Genomic DNA, 22,468 nt, shown 5'->3' with positions numbered 1-22,468 from the left:
CATAAAGAGCACTCCTATCAACAATTACTTCTTAAACATATCTCTTAAGTTCGCAATATTTGACCTACCAGATTGCTGACGCTGCTCTTCGCTCTGAACCTGCTTACGATTCTCCCAGATTAGATCATCTTGAGGCAGCTCCATCAAAAAGCGGCTCGGCTCACAGCGCATCGTCTCCCCAAACTGACGTCGCTCACGGCACAATACAAACCAAAGCTCCTTCTGGGCACGGGTGATCCCCACATAAGCTAAGCGGCGCTCCTCTTCAACATTATCCTCATCGATACTGGTTTGATGTGGCAAGATCCGCTCCTCTGTTCCCACCATAAACACGTAGGGGAACTCCAGACCTTTTGAGGCGTGCAAGGTCATCAACTGCACCTGATCGCCTCCCTCATCTTCACTATTACGCTCCATCATATCCCTAAGTGTTAAGCGAGTGACCACCTCTGGCAGAGTCATCCCTTCATCTAGCTCATCACCTTGAAGCATCTCAGTCACCCAGCGGTACAACTCTGAGATATTTTTCATTCTCATCTCAGCCGCTTTGGCGCTGGTACTGGTCTCATACAGGTAGTCTTCGTAATTAATATTACGAATCAGGTGTTTGACCGCATCGACCGGATCCCCGCGAGTGGCTTTCTCTCCAGTATCAACAACGAATTGACCAAACTTATACAGTGAGCCCATCGCCGCAGGTGTCAGATGATGATTCAGCTCAGCTTGGAAAATCGCCTCAAACATAGAGATATGACGCTCATTGGCATAATTACCTAAGCGCTCAAGCGTTGAGGGACCAATACCACGCTTTGGCAGGTTCACCACACGCAAAAAAGCGTTATCGTCGTCCGGGTTCACCACCAGTCTTAAGTAGGCCATGATATCTTTAATCTCGGCGCGACCGAAAAATGAAGTACCACCGCTTAACTTATAGGGAATACGGTTAGTCATCAGTGAGCGTTCAAGCAGACGTGATTGGTGGTTACCTCGATAGAGTATGGCGTAATCGCCGAACTGAGTCTTCCCCATAAACTTATGCCGGATCATCTCAGCAATCACCCGCTCAGCTTCCTGCTCCTCATTAGCTGCAATCATCACCCTTAAAGGCTCACCATAAGCAAGCTCACTAAAGAGCGCCTTATCATAAACGTGGGGATTGTTAGCGATCAGAATATTCGCCGCGCGTAAAATTCGTTGGCTAGAACGGTAATTTTGCTCCAACTTAATCAACTTAAGTTTAGGGAAGTCTTTACCCAGCAACACTAGATTTTGAGGCTTAGCACCACGCCAGGAATAGATAGACTGATCGTCATCCCCTACCACGGTAAAGCGTGCTCGCTCACCCACAATTAACTTAACCAGCTCATACTGACTGGTGTTAGTGTCTTGATATTCATCCACCAGCATATATTGAATACGTTGCTGCCAGCGCTCCCTCACCTCTTTGTTATGCCTAAGTAAAAGGGTAGGAATTAGAATAAGATCATCAAAATCTAGCGCATTGTATGCCTTCATATGTTTCGCGTAGCGCTGGTACAAAACCGCATGAAGCTTAGACTGCTCATCCTTTGCAAGTTTGATCGCCTGCTCAGGGACAATCAGGTCCCCCTTCCAGTTTGAGATGGCGGTCATCAAGTTTTTCAGCAGATCTTTATCGCCATCAAACTCATCTTCGGTCAGCTCTTTGAGCAGCGCCAAAGAGTCCTGATCATCAAACAGTGAGAAGCCGGGCTTTAAGCCGATAACTTTATGTTCACGCTTAATCACCTCCAAACCTAAGGTGTGAAAGGTTGAGATCCACAAGCCTCGTGCCTGCTTTCGCCCCATAGATTGAGCAACACGCTCCTTCATCTCACGTGCCGCTTTATTGGTAAAAGTCACCGCCGCAATCGTTCTGGCTTTATACCCACATTTCTCAACCAGATAGGCAATTTTGTTGATGATCACACGAGTCTTGCCACTACCAGCACCTGCCAGTACTAAGCAGGGGCCAGATACATAGTGAACGGCATCATTTTGTCCGGGGTTTAACTTCATTTTTTAACTTTTACCAACGCGCTATACCCAAGAGTTATCTCGAGCAGCAATAAGCTGCATCTCAAACGAGTTTGGGTGTAAATAAAATTGAGTGACCGAAGATAATAGCAGAATTGCCCCATACCCCCTATCTCAAAATGAGCAAATGATTGCCATCTAAAACTGATTAACATAGAATAATGAATGAACATTCATTCACACCTAGCTTTTTAAAAAGTAAAAATATGGATAATAAGCGCGAGCTCATTTTTACAGCCACTGAAAGAATCATCGCCACAAAGGGGATTCAGGGGTTATCTATGCAGCAGATAGCAACAGAAGCGGGTGTAGCAGCTGGCACCATCTACCGTTACTTCAAAGACAAAGAGGAGTTAATCTCTGAGTTAAGAAAGCATGTACTGCGTGAAGTGGCGAGCAATATTCTGGTTGACTGCCAAGAGGGCGATCTGGAGCAGAGGTTTAAACGTATCTGGTTCAACATTGTCGAGTTTGGCCGTCAACGCACACCAGCAAATTTAAGTTATGAGCAGTATATCCACCTGCCAGGTATAGACTCAGATCCTCATCAGACCTACGAAAAGCAGACTTTTCAGGGACTGCATATGCTTTTTGAAGCCGGGAGAGTCAGCGGTCAATTTCATAACCTACAAAACAAGGTCCTATTTGCTATCTCACTTGAGCCATCCATGGCACTTGGAAGAAGCATACGACGTGGCCAGATTGAATATAATCGAAGCGAGTTGGAAATAGCCTGCGATCTTTGCTGGAAAGCCCTACTCACAACACCAGAATCAACTCAAAAGGAGCTATCAGGAAAATGAAAAAATGGACCCTGATGATGCTAATCATTGCACTACTTGCCTTCGGTTCAGTTATTGGTTTTAACATAATGGTTAAGGGAAAGATTGCCGATGCCATTGCCAATATACCAGAGCCTGAGTCTCCTGTTACAGCGCTCGCGCTAACACCTCAAAGTTGGCAGCCAACTATCGATGCCATCGGCTTTGTCGAACCTAACCAAGGTGTCACCATTGCCAATGAGCTTTCCGGTGTTATCTCAAATATTAACTTTGAAAATGGCGCAGAAGTACAGGATGGGCAAAGCCTTATCGTGCTCGACTCCGCCGTTGAACAAGCAAACTTAAAGAGTAAACTAGTTCAGCTGCCTGCAGCCGAAGCCGACTACCAACGCTTAACTCGCCTCTATAAAAAGAACTCAGTATCGAAGCAAGACTTAGACAACAGTGAATCTAAGTATCTAGCGCTGAAAGCCGATATTGAGAGTTTAAAAGCCACCATAGATCGCCGCCAAATCAATGCGCCTTTTGCAGGGCTAGTAGGCATACGTAGCGTGAACTTAGGTGAATACCTCCAAGCTGGTACCGATATCGTGCGTTTAGAGGATATCAGCACCATGAAGATCCGCTTTACTGTGCCACAGACTCAGCTGCCACGGATCTCTAACGGCCAAACAATCCACGTTTATGTCGACGCTTATCCTGATCACCCGTTCGAAGGAAAGATCTCAGCGATTGAGCCTGCCGTCTTCTATCAAAGTGGTTTAATCCAGATTCAGGCCACCATACCCAATATTGATGCAAAGCTGCGTAGCGGCATGTTCGCCAGAGTAGCCGTTCTATTACCAGAGATGACAGAGCAGTTTGTACTGCCTCAAACAGCAATCAACTTCACCCTTTACGGTAACTCCATCTACCTCATCCATGAGAGTCAAGAGGAGGGGGAAACCGTTAAACGTGTGCAGCAGATCAATGTTGAGGTGCTTGAACGCAATGGTAACAACGCCCTAGTCAAAGGTCATTTAGCGGCCAATGATCTAGTCGTGACCTCAGGTCAGGTCCGCCTTAGCAACAACAGCAAAGTCAAAGTAACCGAGGATAATGCTTTAACGCCTCCGGCTACTATGCCACAACTATAAACGGGAGCTGGCAATGCGCTTTACTGATATCTTTATTCGCAGGCCGGTACTCGCCGCCTCGATAAGCTTCCTACTGCTACTCCTTGGCTTTAACTCCATGAGTAGCATGCAGGTTCGTGAATATCCTGAGATGACCAATACCGTAGTCACCGTCTCCACCAGCTACTATGGCGCCGATGCAAATCTTATTCAGGGCTTTATTACTCAGCCCTTAGAGCAAGCACTGGCTCAGGCTGACAACGTCGACTTTATGACCTCAGACAGCTCTCTAGGCACCTCCAAGATCACTGTCTATATGAAGCTCAATACCGATCCAAACGGTGCGTTGGCGGATATTCTCGCCAAGGTTAACTCGGTACGCTCTCAACTGCCTAAAGAGGCGGAAGACTCCACCGTTGATATGTCCACTGGCTCTCAAACCTCAGTACTCTATATCTCCTTCTATAGCGATCAGATCAACTCTAGCCAGATAACAGATTACCTAGAGCGAGTGGTAAAGCCTCAGCTATTTACCATCAACGGTGTGGCTAAAGTGAACCTCTACGGTGGTATCAAATATGCCATGAGAATATGGTTAGATCCGGCACGTATGGGCGCGTTTAACCTCTCATCAAGCGAAGTGATGCAGGTACTACAAGCCAACAACTACCAATCGGCAGTAGGTCAGGCCAACGGTACATTTACCCTCTTTAATGGCACGGCAGATACTCAAGTTGCCACCGTTGAAGAGCTGAAAAAGCTAGTGATCGCCAGTAAAGATGGTCTTGTGGTTCGTTTAGGTGATATTGCCGAGGTGAGTCTAGATAAGAGCCACGATGTCTACCGAGCACTGGCCGATGGTCAAGAGGCGGTCGTTGTTGGACTCGATGTCACACCAACCGCAAACCCGCTTATCGTTGCCGAAGATGCCCGTGAGTTGATGCCTGATATTCAGCGTAACCTCCCTGTATCGATGAAGGCTCGCATTCTCTATGACTCCTCATTGGCGATCGATGAGTCCATCTCTGAGGTGATTAAAACCATAGGCGAAGCCGCACTCATTGTTATCGTGGTCATCACCCTGTTTCTCGGGTCGCTACGTGCTGTGATAATTCCGATTGTCACCATACCACTCTCCCTCATCGGTGTTGCCGTCATCATGCAGATGTTTGGCTTTACCTTAAACCTGATGACCCTGCTTGCCATGGTACTTGCTATCGGCTTAGTGGTGGATGATGCCATCGTGGTAGTGGAAAACGTCGACCGACATATCAAGCTCGGTGAAACTCCCTTTAGAGCTGCCATTATCGGAACCCGTGAGATCGCGGTTCCGGTGATCTCCATGACCATCACACTAGCAGCGGTTTATGCGCCGATAGCCTTGATGGGTGGAATAACGGGATCTCTATTTAAAGAGTTTGCCCTCACCTTAGCTGGAGCAGTGTTTATCTCAGGGATCGTGGCACTCACACTCTCCCCTATGATGTGCTCGAAAATCTTAAAGCCTCACTCGACGCCTAACCGTTTCGAACAAGGTGTTGAGCGCTTCCTAGAAGGGATGACAAACCGCTACCAGAGCATGCTTAATGCGGTGATGGAGCGTCGTCCTGTGGTTATCGCATTCGCCTTCATTGTTTTCGCCACCTTGCCTGTTCTGTTCAGCTTTATCCCCTCGGAGCTGGCACCGAACGAAGACAAGAGTGTTGTGATGATGATGGGCACCGCGCCTTCAACGGCTAACTTAGATTACATTCAATCTAATATGACCTTAGTCACCGATATCATCAAATCACATCCAGAAAGTGATGCATCATTGGCTTTTGTTGGAATACCAAGCTCTAATCAAGCCTTTGGTATCGCACCTTTAGTACCTTGGAGTGAGCGCGATAAGAGCCAAAAGGAGATGCAGAAGATTTTGGGGGATGAGGTGAAGCAGATCCCAGGCATGGCCGTGACCACATTCCAGATGCCTGAGCTTCCTGGCGCTTCAGGGGGCTTACCTATCCAGTTTGTGATCACCACATCAAACTCATTTGAAAGCCTGTTCCAGATAGGCAGCAGCGTACTTGAGAAGGTGCAAAATAGCCCGCTGTTTGTCTACTCAGAGATCAACCTTAAGTTTGATTCCGGTACCATGAAGATCCATATCAAGCGTGACCTTGCCGGCAGTTACGGCATCACAATGCAAGATATCGGGGTCACCTTAACCACCATGATGAGTGATGGTTATGTTAACCGCATCAACCTAGATGGCCGCTCCTATGAGGTTATCCCACAGGTTGAGCGTCAGTTCCGAGACAACCCAGAATCCCTTGACGGTTTCTACGTTAAGGCTGCAGATGGTCGCTCTATTCCACTTTCCAGCTTAGTGGATATCGAGATGGTCGCGCAGCCACGTTCACTACCTCACTTTAACCAGATGAATGCGTTAACTGTAGGTGGAGTTGCCACACCAGGTGTAGCGATAGGTGATGCTATCGATTTCCTGAAAAATATAGGGGATAACGACCTACCTAAGGGCTACGACTATGATTTCCTGGGTGAAGCGCGTCAGTACGTAACCGAAGGTTCTGCACTATTTGCCACCTTTGGTTTAGCACTAGCGATCATCTTCTTAGTCCTAGCAAGTCAATTCGAAAGTGTCAGAGATCCTTTAGTGATACTGGTCTCTGTGCCTCTGGCTATCAGTGGCGCCTTAATTGCTCTGGGTTGGACCCATATCTTTGGTCTATCGTCGATGAACATCTACACTCAGGTTGGGCTTATCACCTTAGTGGGACTCATCACGAAACACGGGATCTTGATGTGTGAGGTGGCCAAGGAGGAGCAGTTGCATAATGGCCTCAGCAAGATGGACGCCATTAAACTTGCAGCCACAGTTCGTTTACGCCCAATCTTGATGACTACTGCGGCCATGATCGCGGGTCTTATTCCGCTGCTGTTCGCCGTTGGCGCAGGGGCTGTCGCTCGATTCAATATCGGTCTTGTTATTGTTTCAGGCTTAGCCATCGGCACCGCCTTTACCCTGTTTGTTCTGCCTGTTATCTACACTTACCTAGCAGAGAGACATGAGCCTCTCCCCGAGTTTGAAGAGGAGCTAAAGCTCAGCTAATAGCTGTATTCAGTTAACTTAAAGCCCCTGCTCAATCTCTTGAGTGGGGGCTTTTTTATTAATACCAATCTAAAGATCAGATCTGCAGTTATTGATCTCAGCTAGTTCCTAAAAACGACCGCCTCATACCAATCGGTATAAAGATGTGATCGCTCAGCGAGAGTTTAGCGCTTCTGAGGCAAGGCCTTTAATTGCTCCTGCATTAATGACATTCACCACATCCATGTGGTTTGCAACGAGTGAGGAACATAGTTGTTCTACGTTTAAGCTCGTTAACGCTGCATCGGATGTGCTAAAACTCGCCTGTAAGGAGTGTTTTTGGCTGCCTACTTCTGCGTTGAATGAACTCACAAGGGAATAACCATTCTGTCATTCATTCGCCTTGAATTAGCTTGCCAAAAAAACTCTGAGTAGATCACTTTCTTATACCGATTGGTATCAGGTACAATCTTAGCTATTATTAAGCTCTAATTAGCCAATGGCGGAAACCGATCATGATTAATCCCAAGAAACTCGAAGAGGTTGCTAAGCAGCTAAGTGATAACCTGCCAAATGGACTAAAGCAGTTTGCTGGCGAGTTTGAAGAGAAGAGTAAACAGATCTTGCAAAACCAGCTAATGAAGTTAGATGTGGTTTCCCATGAGGAGTTTGAGGTACAGCAGCATGTATTGCTGAAAACTCGCGAAAAACTTGAAGCACTTCAAGCACAAGTAGATGCACTCGAAAAGAAGCTTAACGAACGCGAAGAGTCTGCCGAGTAGTTCTTATCAATAAGCTCCCAGTGGCACAGCTCGCTGACTCGAGACGATAACAAAGAGCGTTTAGGCGCTCTTTTTTGTTTTTGGAATAGTTTGGAATAGATTGCCTCTTTTTAGCCACAATTGATCACCGCCTTGCCCCCCTTGCCCCGTTAAATTCTGCTCCAATAGTCCCCAAGGAAAATACCGTAGATAAAGGGAAGGTAATCAGCAATGCTTAACTTATTCACCACCGCCGCCAGTAATATCACCCACAAGATAATTATCTTGGTTGGCATCTCACTTCTGTCATCAATCCCCTTAGGGATAGTGATGAACATGACCTCAGACAGACAATACCTCTACAACGACGTGGTCGAGGAGATTGGGCAATCTTGGGGGCCACAGCAGCGTATCTCAGGGCCGGCGCTTGTCATCCCATACCGCTACCAAATGGTGCATGAGAAAGTCAATGATGCAGGTGAACCAGTAAAATATAAGTCCGAATATCAAAGTGAGCTTGTGATACTTCCTAAACAGCTAAAACTGAATATGGATCTTAAACATGATTTTCGCTCAAGGGGGATATATCAATCACTGGTCTACAATGCTGAGGTGTCTGGCAAGGCCAGATTTGTTATGCCTGAGTTGGACATTCCAAACCTCATTGAGCTAAAAACAGATAACGCCAGACTTATATTCGGGATCTCCGCAAACCAAGCGATTGAGAAGATAGAGAGATTAACCCTCTTAAATAGCGAAGGTAAGGTACTGCTAACTCAAGCCCAGGCGGGGATCATGCCCGGTACAGGGTTAGAGCGACAACAGGGATTGGAACGAGGCTTCCACCAACCACTCTCAATAAACCTTCAGCAAAATGACTTTGAGGTCGACTTTGCCATTGCACTTCGCGGCTCTCAGTCCATTAGCGCACTGCCTTTGGGTGAACACACAGATATCGCCATCACCACAGATTGGCCTCACCCAAGCTTCAACGGGATCTTACCCACCAACAGAGAGATATCAGACTCGGGATTCAGTGCAGACTGGAAAATAAGCCACCTGACCCGTAACTACCCTCAGGTATTCAGCAGCAGTCAAGATATCAACCTCACCGAAGTGCAAGCAAGTAGTCAGCTTTTTGAGCCTGTCACCCACTACGGCAAGATTGAGCGCTCGGTAAAATACGGCATGTTATTTATCGCACTCACCTTTATCGTGCTCTTGATATTTGAACTTGGACAAAACACGCGCCTTAACTTGGTTCAGTACCTGTTAGTTGGCTGCGCTGTCACCCTCTTCTACCTACTGCTACTTTCACTCTCGGAGCACCTAGAGTTTAACTATGCATACACTATTGCCGCATCCATCCCTGTGCTATCAGTGTCTGCCTATGTGGCCAGCGCCACAGCAAGTTATAAAAAGGGCGCGATTATCGCCACCATGCTAACCAGTCTGTATGGCGTTCTCTACTCCATACTAAAACTGGAAGATTACGCGCTACTAATGGGAACAGGTTTACTGTTGACCGTGCTGCTGATCTTGATGTTTATTACGCGCCATAAGAGCATGGAGACTTAAGCTTAATACCAATCGGAATGAGATCCCCAATTGCAATTGCACCATGGGGATTTTCACTCTTTGCGCTCTTTTCAAGGTAACAATTTACACAAGTGTTAAGCAGGGGTTAAACCTCTGATGCTAATTCATTCAATTTACTGCTTTATCAGGCTATCTGCTTGGCAATCAGTTTTTGGCAAGTTAGCCTAACCCTTAGTATCAAAATGCACACAAACTGTACTAAAAGGCCATATTCTTGAAAGCACCCTCGACCAGTCTTCGCTCCCCTTTTGCCCCGATGATCTTTGGTTGGGCAATTTTAGCGATTATCCCAGCCATTTTGCTGCTGTTGAATACATCACTGTTTCCGCTCATCAAACTAGACTCTACCTTTGCTAACCTATTGTTTTGGTTAACCTCGACAGGCACTGCTCCCTATGGTGTCGCTACTGTGTTACTTGTTCTGCTTTTAGGATATCGGCGCTTATCAAAACCTCAATTTATGAGCTTTTTTCTCACTATCTCGCTGGGTATGTGTACGAGTTTGGGCTTAAATAGCTACCTTAAACCCTACTTCAACGAGTCCAGACCCAATGCGGTATGGTTAGAGAGCCAATACCTGCTCAATACAGATAACTTTTACTCACTCACCAAAGCTGAACGTAAGAGTGAGATGAGCAGTACACTCGATAGACTCGATTATGCTAATTCGGAGCTCACTCTTTCACCTTTAATCAAGCAACACTGGAAGCATGAGGTGGGCTTTGCGTTCCCCTCTGGCCACACCCTGTTTGCGCTGACCTTAACCATGATTGCCAGCTATTATCTGCTGCTTGCGGGAAATCTAGTGCTCCCAGGTTTACTCTTTGTCTGGAGCATAGGCATGGGTTTCAGTCGTATGTTATTGGGTATGCATTGGTCTCAGGATGTGCTGGCCTCCACAATTCTTGGCGGCATCATTGGTCTGTTATCCATCTTAGTGATACATAAAACCTTTCCCTATCTGTCTCTCATCTATTCAAACTTAATGGAGAAGAGAAAGAAACTGACAGATACCCAATATAATGAATAAGAGATCCACTCATATGGCAGAGTTGCAACTCGATAAGATAGATCTGGCCATCTTAAAACTGCTACAGGGCCAAGGTAAACTCTCTAACCAAGAGCTGGCAGAAAGAGTAGGACTCTCAGCCTCTCCCTGCTCTCGACGCGTAAAAGCGATGGAGGAGAGCGGCTATATTGCTGGATATGCCACCCTGCTTTCTGCCGAGCACTTTAATCTTTCTCTCACCGCGTATGTGCAAGTGAGATTAGAGAAGCACTCTCAAGCAATTTTAGACTCCTTTGAAGAGAAGATAACCCAGTACGATGAGGTGCAAGAGTGTTGCCTGTTAACGGGTAGCGATGCAGATTATCAGCTTAAGGTGCTAATCGCCGACATGAAGGAGTTTAAAACTTTTCTGCTGGAGAAGCTGACAACCGACCCACATATCTCAGGGGTGAAATCCAGTTTTGTGCTTAAGCAGGTCAAGAGTAAAACCAGCATTCCACTACCAACCCAGCTCCCTTAAGCAGTGCATGACTCGAGTTGTGATGAAAAACATCATAACTCGACAATTTATTTCAAACGCAATAATTTTGCGTTCACCCCCTTCAAACCACCCGCCAAGCAGATAACTATCAAGAAATAACAAAATAACGATAGACTTCATCAAAAAATAAATTAAATGCAACATGTTTCATCACCAAGAATCAGTTTCACGCCACAATTCGCCATTGACCTGTTAGTATAAACCTCTATGATGCGCCCCTCAGAAGACAGTTTGTTAGCGAGAGATAAGCATGAGCAGTTCCAACTCCACCCATTTTAGTTCCAGATTAGGCTTCATTATGGCCGCCGCCGGATCCGCTGTTGGTGTCGGCAATATCTGGGGGTTTCCCACTCAAGCCGCAACCCATGGTGGCGGAGCCTTTCTACTCGTTTATCTAGTGCTTATCTTAATCCTCGGCTACCCCATGCTGGTTGCTGAGCTGATGATTGGTCGCCACGGACAGACCAACCCAGCCGATGCGATGGCAAAAATAGGCTCAAGTCCTGCCAGTAGAAAAATAGGTAAGGCCATAGGTTTTATCTCTATCGTCACTGCGACCTTGATCTGCACTTTCTACACCATACTTTCAGGCTGGTTTGTCAGCTTCGCCTTAGCGCCCATCGCTGAATTGTTCGGTTTTGTAAAAGCATCAAACTGGCTGATGGAGTTCTCGCTATCTCGTAATCTAGTGTTCACCACTTTGTTTATCTTGATGGTGGTATTAGTGATCCGCCAAGGGGTGCAACAAGGGATCGAGCTGTGGTCAAAAAGATTGATGCCGCTACTACTGCTTATCTTAGTGATGGGGGTGATCTACATCTTAACCCAGCCCGGTGCCATGACAGGGTTAGAGGTGCTGTTGGTTCCAGACTTCTCTCGAGTATGGGAGCCAGATGTGCTGATTGGCGCACTGGGACAGACCTTCTTCTCACTCACCATAGGTACAGGTGCCATGATGGTTTACGGCGCATACTTAAGTAAAAAAGAGGACCTAGGCAAACTAACAGCATATGTCACCCTAACAGACACCAGTGTCGCTTTTTTAGCCGCCTTAATGATTATTCCAGCCATGTATGTCGCCCAATATAACGGCGTGCAGATATTTGCAGAAGATGGAAGCTTACTTAACTCAGACACCTTAGTGTTCACGGTGCTGCCTGCACTATTTGAGACCTTAGGCGGCAACCTACAGTACCTGTTGGCGTTCGTGTTTTTCATCTTGATGACCATAGCGGGGCTAACCTCAGCCATCTCAATTGTTGAGGTGCCCACCAGCTATCTGATGGAGAAAAAATCTATCAGCCGCAACAGGGCTACTTATTTAATTGGCGCACTTGTGGTCGTGCTATCGCTAACTGTGGTACTGAACTTCGAGCAACTGTTTAGCTTTATGATCACGCTAACCACAGAGCGAGCTCAACCTCTTATCGCCCTTGGCATAGCAATCTACCTAGGTTGGGTGTGGCAGAGAAATAGTCTACTGAAAGATATTCAAGCGCAAGAGGGAGCTGACAGTAACAGCATCTTCTGGCGAATTTGGCCGCTCTATGTAAAATATGTGTGCCCAGCCTTGATCACACTGATCATTATCCAGTTATTTAATCAATAAGACTAAACCGTCTTAAATAATAATGGCCCTATAGAGATATAGGGCCATTATTAGTGCTTACGCTTAATGTCGTTTAAATCTAGGGACTAACCTTTGCTTTTCACTGGCCTAAACCAGTGTGCCCAGCCCACAAATGCCGCTGAGCTTCGAGTTTGGATCCAGACCTTTCCCTTACCAGAGAAGCGACACACTAACCCCTCTCCCGAGAAGAAGAACGACTTATAACCGCCCACTTTAGTGATCTGATACTCAAGGCCATCGGTGAAGCCAACAATGTTGCCAGTATCGACCACGTAGTCATCATTCACATCAATTTCGATAATTGCGCCATAGGAGTTAAACCAGAGATCGCCCTTGCCCTGTGCCCGAATTAAAAACAGACTCTCACCAGAGAAAAAGCCCTTCACTAACCCTTGCCATTTACTCTCAACCTCAATCCCGCTGCTGCAAGCAACAAATGCTGAATTCTGTAGATAGATGGTCTCATTATCCAGATACTGATGACACAGATCCCCCGGCGCGCCAGGAGCAATACCCACCTCTCCCTCCATATTCGCGGCGGTAAACTCATTAACGAAGATATTCTCGCCAGTGACCATTCTACCCAGCCCACCACGCATCTTAGTTTTCATCTGCATGTTAGTGTCCATGGTCGCCATGGCTGAAGCTTCCACCTTTAGCATCTCACCAGCAGGCACATGTACTGTCACAAATCCATAATCAGGCTGCCCCGCCATCTCAAACTTAAGACCTTTAAAGCTCGCACTAGGCTGCTCAGGCTCGGTAGTCATTTCCGATTCACTATCTAACATCTCTTCCCTCTCTTGACCGCTTTGCTCATCCTGAGCATCTACAGCGGACTCACTCATCACGCCCACTTGAGTGCTCTGCTCTGTCTCAACCACCTCTACCGGATTGATTTCACAATGCAACCCTGACTTCTCAAGGATCTGCTGGATCTTATTGGCGGTATCGCCATCCACTGACTTTTTCACCACTAATGGAGCTTTGTGAAAAAAGTCATGGGCTTTGTCTAGAGGCAACTTAAATAACTTAGCAAAAACAGCGATAGCATCAGAGCGCTCTATCTCACCAATCAGCTCGCCGGTCAGGGTAATATTATAGGTTTGATTCATTACGCTTCCCCTTAAGCTTTTCTAGCGCGAAGTGATGAGCTTAACGCCCCACCAAAACTCGATGGATTATGAGATTGACACCAAACTGTCCCCTTGCCTTTGAACTTACACACTAAGCCCTCTCCACCAAGGTAGGAGTGCCACCAGCTCTTGCCTGCTTTAGTAATACTGAAATCTAAGGTTTCATCGAACGCCACAATATGGCCCGAATCGACAATATACTCACCGTCGACCTCCACCGGATAGATGGCGCCAAAGGAGGAGATTAAGATCTTCCCCTGCCCTTTTAGGTTCAACCAGATCACGCTTTCACCCGAGAAAAGCGACTTAAATCCTTGCCAGCCCATATCGACATCAATCCCCTCAGATGACGCCATATAGGAGCTGTTTTGCACGATAAGACTCTCATTGTCTAAGTCCATCGTCATCATATCGCCCGCAAGACTGCTCCCTAGAAACAGCTCACCTGAGCCCTGTTTAGGTTCAAAATGGTTCAGAAACAGAGACTCACCAGCCAACATACGTTTGGCCGCTTTCAAAAATCCACCAGACTTCTTCTTATGGGTGGTTGTGGTAATGTCCATATTGCCGCTCATGGCGATCATAGCGCCGGACTCAGTCGTGATAGTTTGCCCCTCTTCAAGAGTGACTTTGGCAGCCGTATTCCCTGGACGGTATAACAATTCAATTTCCATTATCTATCTTCCCCCTCAACTATCACAATTATCTGAACTTTGGATTTAACCAACCAGCAAGACCTGAAACACTGCGGCTCTGGACAATAATCTTCCCTTTGCCCTCCACACGTGTCACTAAGCCTTCACCACCAAAGAAGCTAGAGAAGATCCCACCCGCTAACTGCAGTTTTAGCTTAATTCCGGGCTCGTAAGCCACCAAGTGAGAGGTATCGACAATGTATTCCCCGTCGATCTCCTTCTCCAGCAGGGCACCATATGCGCCATACCAGACCTTACCCTCACCGGTTACCGTCAGCTTAAACAGGCCCTCGCGAGCAATAAAGGAGACAAAGCCCGCCCATCTCAGACCCAACTTAACCCCGTCAGTCGATGCCAAATACGCGCCTGGCTGAAGATTAAACTCATCACCATTGAGCTCATAACAGCGGATCTCACCGGGAACAGGCTGCACTAAAGTCACTCGCTTAGGCGCCGAGGTATTATTGCTATAGCGGCTAATAAACAGAGTTTCACCGCCAAAAAACTTCTTCAGTAGCCCCTTAAAAAAGCCGCCGTTGAAGGTTGCTGTCAAATCCAAATCAGCATCCATACTGCTCATGGCATCAGATTCAGCAATCACTGTTTCACCTGGTTCCAGATCGATATCTATGTAGGAAAAGGCTTGTGAGCCCATTATTTTTGCTTCCATCATATTTCCCTTTTATCGTTTATGATTTTTACAAGCCACTTTCTGGCTTTTCATGTTTAACAACAAACTCTGCCACTTCATCTTGCAGCTTAAAAAACGCCTCATCTAGCACAATAAACTCAGCATCTATGTTCTCGGCTCTAGTCTGCAGGTTCTCAATGCGGTCTTTGGTAGCAGGGTGTGAGCTGAGAAACCCAAGACCCGTTTCAATCAAGCCACGCTGATCTTCATCCTCAATGCTCTCCAACATCTTGGCCTCTTTATCCAGCAGCTTATTAAAGAACAGCGGTAGGCCTTTAGGATCGATGTTAGCGGTTACTAATATATCGAAGCCTTGTTCGTCCGCTTGGGTCTCAAACTGGCGGGAGTAACCTTGATTTATCAACAGTGGAGCCGAATCGACCACCACGGCCATCAAGCCGGAAACATCCCCAAGAATGGCACTTAAAATGAGATAGGTGCCCGCACTTGAAATAAGGTTACGGATCCCGTGTTGCTCACGCACATGGACAATCTCATGGCTCAGCACACCGAGCAGCTCCTCTGGTGAATCCGCCGCCAAGATCAATCCAGAGTTGATCACCACCACGCCACCTGGCAGGGCAAAGGCATTTAGCTCTGAGTCATCACTGATATAAAATTGATATTGGTAACGCTTATTCGGTAGAACCTCCAATAGAGGCTGAACTAAAGGCGTTAATAAAAGCTCGCCGCGCTGCTCATCCATCAACTCACTCTGCAATGAGTATTGATCGAAGCTCGATGACCCTAGCGTCTCCTCCCACTCAACGGGAATCTGCTTAGCAATCATCTTACTGCCGGTACCTAAATTGGCCAGCAGCCCCACAGGCACTAACACGCACAGCAAAACCACCACAGTGAGCACTAACCAATTAAATTGACGTTTACGGGTCGCTTTCGTCATCACGCTATTTAGATGCGGTGCTTGTTTTAAGTAGGGGTTTTTTAATACAGAGCGATCGGAGCAGTAAAAGCGCCAATCGGCACACGCGGGGTGGTTAAAGAAGATCAATCTATCACTGGCACCACCTTGAGAGATCTCAAGCTCGGCAAAGCCAAGTTGAACTCTCTTGTCGTTAACCGTGAACATCAGATGGGTTTTACATATGGTCAATTGACCCGACGCACGCCCTTTGGGCAGTGCTGAATGAATACCATGACAAGGATAGAGGTATTCAGAGCGAACCTCAGACATAAGTGATCCTTCACATAATGAGATTTTTATTATATTTAGCTTCTACACTAACAAGGTTTAACCCTTATACCAATCAGTTTTAGCTGAATCCAGCACCTTGAAATGGTTTGAGTATATAGCTCAGAGGATAATACTAAAGATTGACGATGAGTTGAGGTTATTTACATAGTTTATAGACCACCATTGTTTCAATGGTGTTTATTGCTTGCAGCAGGGGCTGAGCCGTTTTAAAAGTTAATAAATAACTATATTAACAGCCCGATGTCACAGCCAATACATCCGCCTTTCCTGGGTTTGGCTGATAATCTACATAACAATTGGTTGCGATAATTTGTGTTGCGGTAGGAACACTCACTGAAACCTTGCTTTTATATGTCAATACTGGCGCCCACCAACCATTAATTGCTCTGCGAGCATGTACCATATCAGCCGCTGCTACATCCAGCTCAATTGCCTCGTAAATTTCAGGCAACAAGTTACCATCAGTGCCCTCACCAGTTAGCGTGTCATCATCACCACGGGGAACACCAGTGATCAAACCAACATCATCAATTTGATATGTATTAGCATTGGAGCCGACTACATTAATTTCTCTCCCTTTAATATAACCTTCGCTTACCGACATACTGACATAGCTTTTCATCGCTCCAGCCATACCTTTTAATGTACTAGCCTGAGCATCTGAGGAAAGGTTTATAAATTTAGGTGCCGCGGTAACAGCCAAAATCCCAAGAATAATAATCACCACCACCAATTCGATCAAAGTGAATCCTTGGTTATAATGTCTAATAACACTTGCTTTTTGCATACTTTTCTCCACAAAACACATGTTTACTAGTGTAACCAAAGTAATTTTATATATCACCTTTAACAAGGTGGGGGAACTTGTCGAATAACAAGTTTGAAGTATCTTTTTTATGGTTTCATCGGGGGGGTTGGACTGAGTTGGTGTTTGATGGTTTGTAGGTAACCATTGCTTCAATGGTGTTTATTGCTTGCAGCATGCCGATGTGTGAACACTTCTGCGAACCGCTGCAAGCACATCCCTGTGAGCTCTACCAAAACTTCCATGTTTTGGAAGCTCGCAGCCGCATTCACACTGAGTTGTTTATCTCTTCGATTTAGGTTAATTGGTTGCGAGACCTTTGTTAAACAATTCTGGGTGTCTTGATTGTCGCTGTATATGGATATACGAATGTCGTGATCACACGGATGTGAGTGAACGACCTTAATGTGCAAATACTTCTGCGAGCCGCTGCAAGCACATCCGTGTGAGCTCTACCAAAACTTCCATGTTTTGGAAGCTCGCAGTCGCGTTCACACTGAGTTGTTTATCTCTTCGATTTAGGTCAATGGGCTACGACCCCTTTGTTTCTATTTCATGATCAAATTTCATTATTTCCCTTAATTTAGTTGTAGAAAATTAAACTGCTCACATAACGCCTCAATCAGCTGACGCGTCAGCGATCTGCTGCATTGATTTGTTAGGGCTTTTTCGAATAGCACGAATTTGGATAAGGTATTTTTCTCCGTACGGCGTTAATTTCCAATAAGTATTATTGTCTGAAACCGCACGCTTTTTCGTTCCGTGCTCCATAAGGCCAAGAGCCTGAAGCTGAACACTTATTTGATCTTCACAAACATATGGCATGCCAATACCGTTGTAGTGGTTAAATTCACGAATTTCTCTGGGAACTGCATGCCAGTATGCCAATATCATTTTTTCTCTAAGTTCAACCGATGTACATTCACCAGCTAACTCAGGCCCACAATAAGAGAACAGTCGATCCCAACTAACACCTAGGTTATGTTCTTCAGGAGCACCTTCATCATCAACATTTAATTTCTGAGGTATAAAATACTCATCACTTCCACTTTTAAGCTGGTCAATGTTTTCTGGCGGGGCATCCTTGCTGATTAAGGCCTCCATTTCTAACTCTGCTATTTTGGCTCTCATTTTTTCCATTTCAGCAAGCATCTTTTGATCAGCAGCAAATCTTCCTGGTACCCAGCCATCTGAAGGGTGCTTTTTCTTAAGTTGAATTAAACTCCTAGAAACCTTCCCGCCTAGGTCTGGAGCAGAAGACCAAAATTTACAATGTTTTTCTTTAGCCTTTTCCATAAAGGCTAACAGCCTTTCTTTTCCTTTTTCGGATGACTCTACCTTACTGGAAACCAGTAGCTCAATATCCTCATGAACAAAGCATATAACTGGTTTTCCTTGCGCTATAGCGTAATCGAATTCCATTTCTGTATATCCAATCCCCTCTTTGTTAGTGGATCCGTATTTTCCGGCAAGAATAAGTAAGTAGTAATCGCAATCATCTATGACCTCCGTAATAAGTGACCACGCATCTTCGTCTGTTGCAGGAAAGAGTTCCATACCAGCAGGAATGCAGTCTAGTTCTAACAAAGCATGAATTACTTCCTTTCTCTCCTCTACTAAATCCCTATAGGTTGAAGAGACAAATACTTGATGCTTTCTTTCCACTGAGAAACTCCTTCTTACTTGATCATATAACGGCTTAATAGATCCCAAAAACAAGATAGTTTTTACAACATGGACAGTGTTTGCTTTATCTCCATCCCTTCTCCGTGAACTCTGTGCTCTCTGTGAAGCGCTCAGTGGTGAAATAGCTCTTGCCTTTGTTCTTAAGGCTTTTAACTCGGAACTAGAAGCGCAGCGTCCTCGGAGTGAGCTTGCGAACGACCTCGCAGGCACGCAGTGCCATCCTAGGCCCTGACAGGTATCAAGTCGTGACGACTTGACAGATAAACTGATACACATCCCTGTTTCAGGTATCCGCCATTCGCTATGAGAGCTTTGGGGTTCGTCCTTGTTATGTTGCAAGGCAATATATCGCTATGTATACAATATGTCCATCAGCATTTTTACTGATTAATTTCAAATTACTTAATGTATTACAGTTACTTAAGCAATCACTAACCTAGCTCCAGATTTCAGCTCAAGCGGAGTTAGCAGAGTGAAGAGCCTTAGAAGAATTTAAACAGAGTCATTAACAGCGATTAGCAAACGAAATACAGCTTTTCCCCCTCCAGCCTTTCCTCGTGATCTGTGTGATAAGGCGCTCTAACCTTTGTTCTTGCTCTAAAGACTTTTAACTCGAAACTAGCAGCACAGCGTCCTTCTTCAAAACAGCAAGATAAAAGCGATTTACCACTGAGAACACGTAGGCCACAGAGAGGAGCACAAACAAAAGCCTCTTTGCTTCTACCTCCAGCCTTTCCTCCGCGGACTCTGTGTAGCGCAGCGCTCCGTGGTGAGACTGCTCTCGAAGCGTAGCGTCCTAGCAGTGAGCCTGCGAACGACCTCGCAGGGCGAAGCCCGACTCTCATAACAACACCAAGATAAAAGCGATTCACCACTGAGAACACGTAGGCCACTGAGAAAATCAAAAGCAGAAAAAACAATAAGAAAGCCAAATCGAAGAGATACCTTTTCTGTTCAACAACCAGTGTAGATGCAGCTGCGAGTTTCGGTTTCAGGGATGAAACCGTAAAGCGGCCAGGGATGGCTTCACAGCGTCTCGCAGAAGTATCTACACATTCGCTCACCGCAGGTTATAGATCACAATGAAGGTATGGCCTTCAACACCTCACCCGATATCAAGAAAGCAAAATATAACGGACCAAATGATGGGACAACCATCAAGCAGAAAACCAGCGCTGTGAGCCTGCGAACGACCTCGCAGGCACAAAGTGCCGCCCTTCTTTAAAACACCAAGATAAATGCTATTCACCACGTAGGCCACGGAGAAGTGCAACGGCAACAACTAAAGCCTTTATCTCTTGAATTTATAGCAGCCCGCCTTTCATCGCTTAAGTTCAAAAGAATGGATCCCGGAACAAGCCCGGGATGACGGCAATGGCAAATGCTCAGTGTTGCTTCAACTGTAAGCAATGCGTTCCTGTAGCCATAGGCTATTCCGTAAGCGAAGCGTTCCGTACTCAAGTGAGTCGCCCTAGCAGGTCTCCGCTAAATGCCTTGCTATACCATTTGACTGCTACTAAAATGACCAGATAGAAGACCTATTAATGGACCGATTAAATGACCTCTAGAATATTGTCTGATGTTGCTGCAAGCATTACAGAGTTGAAAACGAACCCTATGAAAGTCGCATTAAGTGGCTATGGTGAGCCAGTAGCAGTATTAAACCGAAATGAGCCCGCATTTTACTGCGTGCCTGCTGAAGCATACGAAATGATGATGGATAAACTTGAAGATCTTGAGCTGCAAATTATAGCGAAAGAGCGAGAGTCTGAAGCCAGCGTTTCGGTCAGTATCGATGACCTATAATCTCGAATTTAAAGTAAGCGCTCTTAAAGAGTGGAAAAAGCTCGGTTCGACATTACAAAAACAATTTAAGAAGAAGCTCATTGAGCGCTTAACGAATCCACACGTTCCTGCGGCCAAGTTATCTGGCACAGATAACATGTACAAGATCAAATTACGCCAATCTGGCTACCGCTTAGTGTACCAAGTGCAAGATGACGTGGTCATTGTAACTGTCCTTGCCGTTGGCAAACGCGAGCGCAGTGATGTGTATAAAAAAGCGATGACAAGACTAAACGACTAATTGCGAACGTTCTCGCAGACACAAAGTGCCGCCCTTCTTCAAAACACCCAGATAAAAGCGATTTACCACAGAGAACACGGAGGTCACAGAGAAGATCAACAGCATCTATCTCTTGAACTTATCGCAGCGCAGCGTCTTAGTAGTGAGCTTGCGAACGACCTCGCAGGCACGCAGTGCCGTCCTTCTTCAAAACACCAAGATAAAAGCGACCCACCACAGAGAACACGGAGGTCACAGAGAAGATCAACAGCATCTATCTCTTGAACTTATCGCAGCGCAGCGTCCTAGTAGTGAGCTTGCGAACGACCTCGCAGGCACGCAGTGCCGTCCTAGGCACTTTGCTCCAACCTCCAGTTTTTCCTCCGTGAACTCCGTGTAGCGCAGCGCTCTGTGGTGAGACAGCTCTTTCTTTAACATCTTTTAACTCGAAACTAGAAGCGCATCATACTCGCAGGCACAAAGTGCCGCCCTTCTTCAAAACACCAAAATAAAAGCGATCCACCACAGAGGTCACTGAGAAGATCAACAGCATCTATCTCTTGAACTTATCGCAGCGTAGCGTCCTAGTAGTGAGCCTGCGAACGACCTCGAAGCACAGCGCTCTCGCAGGCACAAAGTGCCGCCCTTCTTAGCCTAACTCAACTTATCTGACTTACGTCTAAACCAAGTGGCGATAGAGTAGCGATCGCACTTAGCTGGCAGTACTTCATGGGGGAACTCTTCACTCATAAAGACCACAATAGTGCCGAAATGAGGAGCTACTTTGGCTATCACCTCATCTGAGTCATCGGGATAGACCAGAAGCTCGCCGCCACACTCTTCACTCCAATCCTCATTGAGGTATGCCACTAAGGTTAGAATTCGGTTTGATTCACCACGAAAAGCGTCTTTATGCTTTTGATAAAAATCCCCTTCGCTATAGTGAGCAAAGTGACTTTCAAACTCATCAAGTCCCAAAAATAGCGTGCGGTTGACGTACTGTTTCAGTCCCTCAACCCAGTTTAACCAGCTGGCACCGAGCTCACTGTCGCCAACAATCCAACAGATCTCGTCGCTGCGGATCTGAGTATCTAACATCAGCTCATTGCTTCGACCTATGCCAGCGGCTTTAAAGTGGGTGTCTGATATGGCTTGCGCTCGTGCACTCAGTTTTTGAGCCAGTTCAACCGGTAAGGCGTTGGTTTTAATGCTGTAACCATTATCAGCAACATCTTGTACGATTGATTCAAATAATGAAGTGTATTGATCCACGTTCGGATCTATCTCTAGCCCTGTATGTAGCGCCATGTTTTACTCAATATGAAGGAGAAGAAAACCGGGTGTTTTCTTACGAATTCCAAAGGGGCGTGGAGATTAGTGATATTGTGATTTTTAAGCAAGCTTTTTAGATTAAAGATTAATCATAATTAACCCTATATTTTCCCAAATAGACCTCCCTGATATAGGCCAGTAAACTCGGCATCGAATACAGTTAAAAATCGGCAGCTAACTATCCGCCCTTAAAACTGTGACCGCCATCATTATTGGCTGTGACACATTGTCGCACTCATGCGCTTACCCTTTGTTAATA

The 22,468-nt window shown here is 46.0% G+C and carries 20 protein-coding genes; 11 read left to right on the top strand and 9 right to left on the bottom strand.

What is annotated here, in order from left to right:
* Positions 1-24: 24 nt before the first annotated feature.
* Entirely contained in the window at positions 25-2,037 is a 2,013-nt protein-coding gene (rep, locus tag K0625_RS13100; protein ID WP_220110102.1) for a DNA helicase Rep, read from the bottom strand.
* A 224-nt stretch (positions 2,038-2,261) separates the two neighbouring features.
* On the opposite strand from rep, the gene K0625_RS13095 reads away from it, so the two are divergent.
* The 3 genes from K0625_RS13095 to K0625_RS13085 are packed head-to-tail and all read left to right on the top strand — an operon-like array spanning position 2,262 to position 7,064.
* Positions 2,262-2,858 carry a TetR/AcrR family transcriptional regulator gene (locus K0625_RS13095; protein ID WP_220110101.1) on the top strand — a complete coding sequence of 199 codons (597 nt, stop codon included), beginning with the start codon at positions 2,262-2,264 and terminating at the stop codon, positions 2,856-2,858.
* On the top strand, positions 2,855-3,973 hold the full coding sequence (locus tag K0625_RS13090; protein WP_220110100.1) for an efflux RND transporter periplasmic adaptor subunit: 1,119 nt from the start codon (positions 2,855-2,857) through the stop codon (positions 3,971-3,973). Before K0625_RS13095 ends, K0625_RS13090 begins: the two co-directional genes overlap by 4 nt.
* A 13-nt stretch (positions 3,974-3,986) precedes the next feature.
* Entirely contained in the window at positions 3,987-7,064 is a 3,078-nt protein-coding gene (locus K0625_RS13085) for a multidrug efflux RND transporter permease subunit (RefSeq protein ID WP_220110099.1), read from the top strand.
* Between the two features lie 153 nt (positions 7,065-7,217).
* On the opposite strand, the gene K0625_RS13080 is transcribed toward K0625_RS13085, so the two are convergent.
* Entirely contained in the window at positions 7,218-7,415 is a 198-nt protein-coding gene (locus K0625_RS13080) for a hypothetical protein (RefSeq protein WP_220110098.1), read from the bottom strand.
* 143 nt (positions 7,416-7,558) lie between these two features.
* Here K0625_RS13080 and ubiK point away from each other — a divergent pair, with 143 nt between their 5' ends.
* The 5 genes from ubiK (at position 7,559) to K0625_RS13055 (ending at position 12,562) form a co-directional block, all read left to right on the top strand.
* Entirely contained in the window at positions 7,559-7,825 is a 267-nt protein-coding gene (gene ubiK / locus K0625_RS13075) for a ubiquinone biosynthesis accessory factor UbiK (RefSeq protein WP_220110097.1), read from the top strand.
* A gap of 210 nt (positions 7,826-8,035) precedes the next feature.
* A complete protein-coding gene (gene creD / locus K0625_RS13070) occupies positions 8,036-9,382 on the top strand; it encodes a cell envelope integrity protein CreD (protein WP_220110096.1) in 1,347 nt (448 codons plus the stop codon).
* Positions 9,383-9,659: 277 nt separating this feature from the next.
* Positions 9,660-10,433 carry a phosphatase PAP2 family protein gene (locus tag K0625_RS13065; protein ID WP_220110122.1) on the top strand — a complete coding sequence of 258 codons (774 nt, stop codon included), beginning with the start codon at positions 9,660-9,662 and terminating at the stop codon, positions 10,431-10,433.
* Between the two features lie 13 nt (positions 10,434-10,446).
* Entirely contained in the window at positions 10,447-10,932 is a 486-nt protein-coding gene (locus tag K0625_RS13060) for an Lrp/AsnC family transcriptional regulator (RefSeq protein ID WP_220110121.1), read from the top strand.
* 271 nt (positions 10,933-11,203) lie between these two features.
* Complete coding sequence (locus K0625_RS13055; protein WP_220110095.1) at positions 11,204-12,562, top strand: sodium-dependent transporter; 1,359 nt, start codon at positions 11,204-11,206, stop codon at positions 12,560-12,562.
* 86 nt (positions 12,563-12,648) lie between these two features.
* On the opposite strand, the gene K0625_RS13050 is transcribed toward K0625_RS13055, so the two are convergent.
* From K0625_RS13050 to K0625_RS13025, 6 genes are all read right to left on the bottom strand, one after another.
* Entirely contained in the window at positions 12,649-13,698 is a 1,050-nt protein-coding gene (locus K0625_RS13050; RefSeq protein WP_220110094.1) for a TIGR00266 family protein, read from the bottom strand.
* Between the two features lie 11 nt (positions 13,699-13,709).
* Entirely contained in the window at positions 13,710-14,393 is a 684-nt protein-coding gene (locus K0625_RS13045) for a TIGR00266 family protein (RefSeq protein ID WP_012323105.1), read from the bottom strand.
* 28 nt (positions 14,394-14,421) lie between these two features.
* Positions 14,422-15,087: a TIGR00266 family protein gene (locus K0625_RS13040; RefSeq protein ID WP_232847079.1), complete on the bottom strand. Its 666-nt coding sequence runs from the start codon at positions 15,085-15,087 to the stop codon at positions 14,422-14,424.
* Between the two features lie 25 nt (positions 15,088-15,112).
* On the bottom strand, positions 15,113-16,300 hold the full coding sequence (locus K0625_RS13035) for a M48 family metallopeptidase (protein WP_220110093.1): 1,188 nt from the start codon (positions 16,298-16,300) through the stop codon (positions 15,113-15,115).
* 250 nt (positions 16,301-16,550) lie between these two features.
* A complete protein-coding gene (locus K0625_RS24710; protein ID WP_269902802.1) occupies positions 16,551-17,108 on the bottom strand; it encodes a type II secretion system protein in 558 nt (185 codons plus the stop codon).
* 636 nt (positions 17,109-17,744) lie between these two features.
* Positions 17,745-18,791: a DUF4062 domain-containing protein gene (locus K0625_RS13025; RefSeq protein WP_220110092.1), complete on the bottom strand. Its 1,047-nt coding sequence runs from the start codon at positions 18,789-18,791 to the stop codon at positions 17,745-17,747.
* A 1,578-nt stretch (positions 18,792-20,369) separates the two neighbouring features.
* Between K0625_RS13025 and K0625_RS13020 the strand changes: the two genes are divergently transcribed.
* The 3 genes from K0625_RS13020 to K0625_RS13010 all read left to right on the top strand — a co-directional run bounded on the left by K0625_RS13020 (position 20,370) and on the right by K0625_RS13010 (position 21,277).
* On the top strand, positions 20,370-20,618 hold the full coding sequence (locus tag K0625_RS13020) for a type II toxin-antitoxin system Phd/YefM family antitoxin (RefSeq protein ID WP_220110091.1): 249 nt from the start codon (positions 20,370-20,372) through the stop codon (positions 20,616-20,618).
* Positions 20,608-20,898 carry a type II toxin-antitoxin system RelE family toxin gene (locus K0625_RS13015; RefSeq protein WP_220110090.1) on the top strand — a complete coding sequence of 97 codons (291 nt, stop codon included), beginning with the start codon at positions 20,608-20,610 and terminating at the stop codon, positions 20,896-20,898. The genes K0625_RS13020 and K0625_RS13015 overlap by 11 nt, the downstream gene beginning before the upstream one ends.
* Positions 20,899-21,046: 148 nt before the next feature.
* The gene (locus K0625_RS13010; RefSeq protein ID WP_220110089.1) at positions 21,047-21,277 is read left to right on the top strand and encodes a hypothetical protein; all 231 of its coding nucleotides are present in this window, start codon (positions 21,047-21,049) and stop codon (positions 21,275-21,277) included.
* 254 nt (positions 21,278-21,531) lie between these two features.
* Here the strand turns inward: K0625_RS13010 and K0625_RS13005 are convergent, their stop codons facing one another.
* A complete protein-coding gene (locus tag K0625_RS13005; RefSeq protein ID WP_220110088.1) occupies positions 21,532-22,185 on the bottom strand; it encodes a 2OG-Fe(II) oxygenase in 654 nt (217 codons plus the stop codon).
* Between the last annotated feature and the right edge of the window lie 283 nt (positions 22,186-22,468).

The sequence above is a fragment of the Shewanella nanhaiensis genome (genome assembly GCF_019457885.1).
GTDB classification, from domain to species: domain Bacteria; phylum Pseudomonadota; class Gammaproteobacteria; order Enterobacterales; family Shewanellaceae; genus Shewanella; species Shewanella nanhaiensis.
This window is presented reverse-complemented; position numbering and strand designations above follow the sequence as displayed.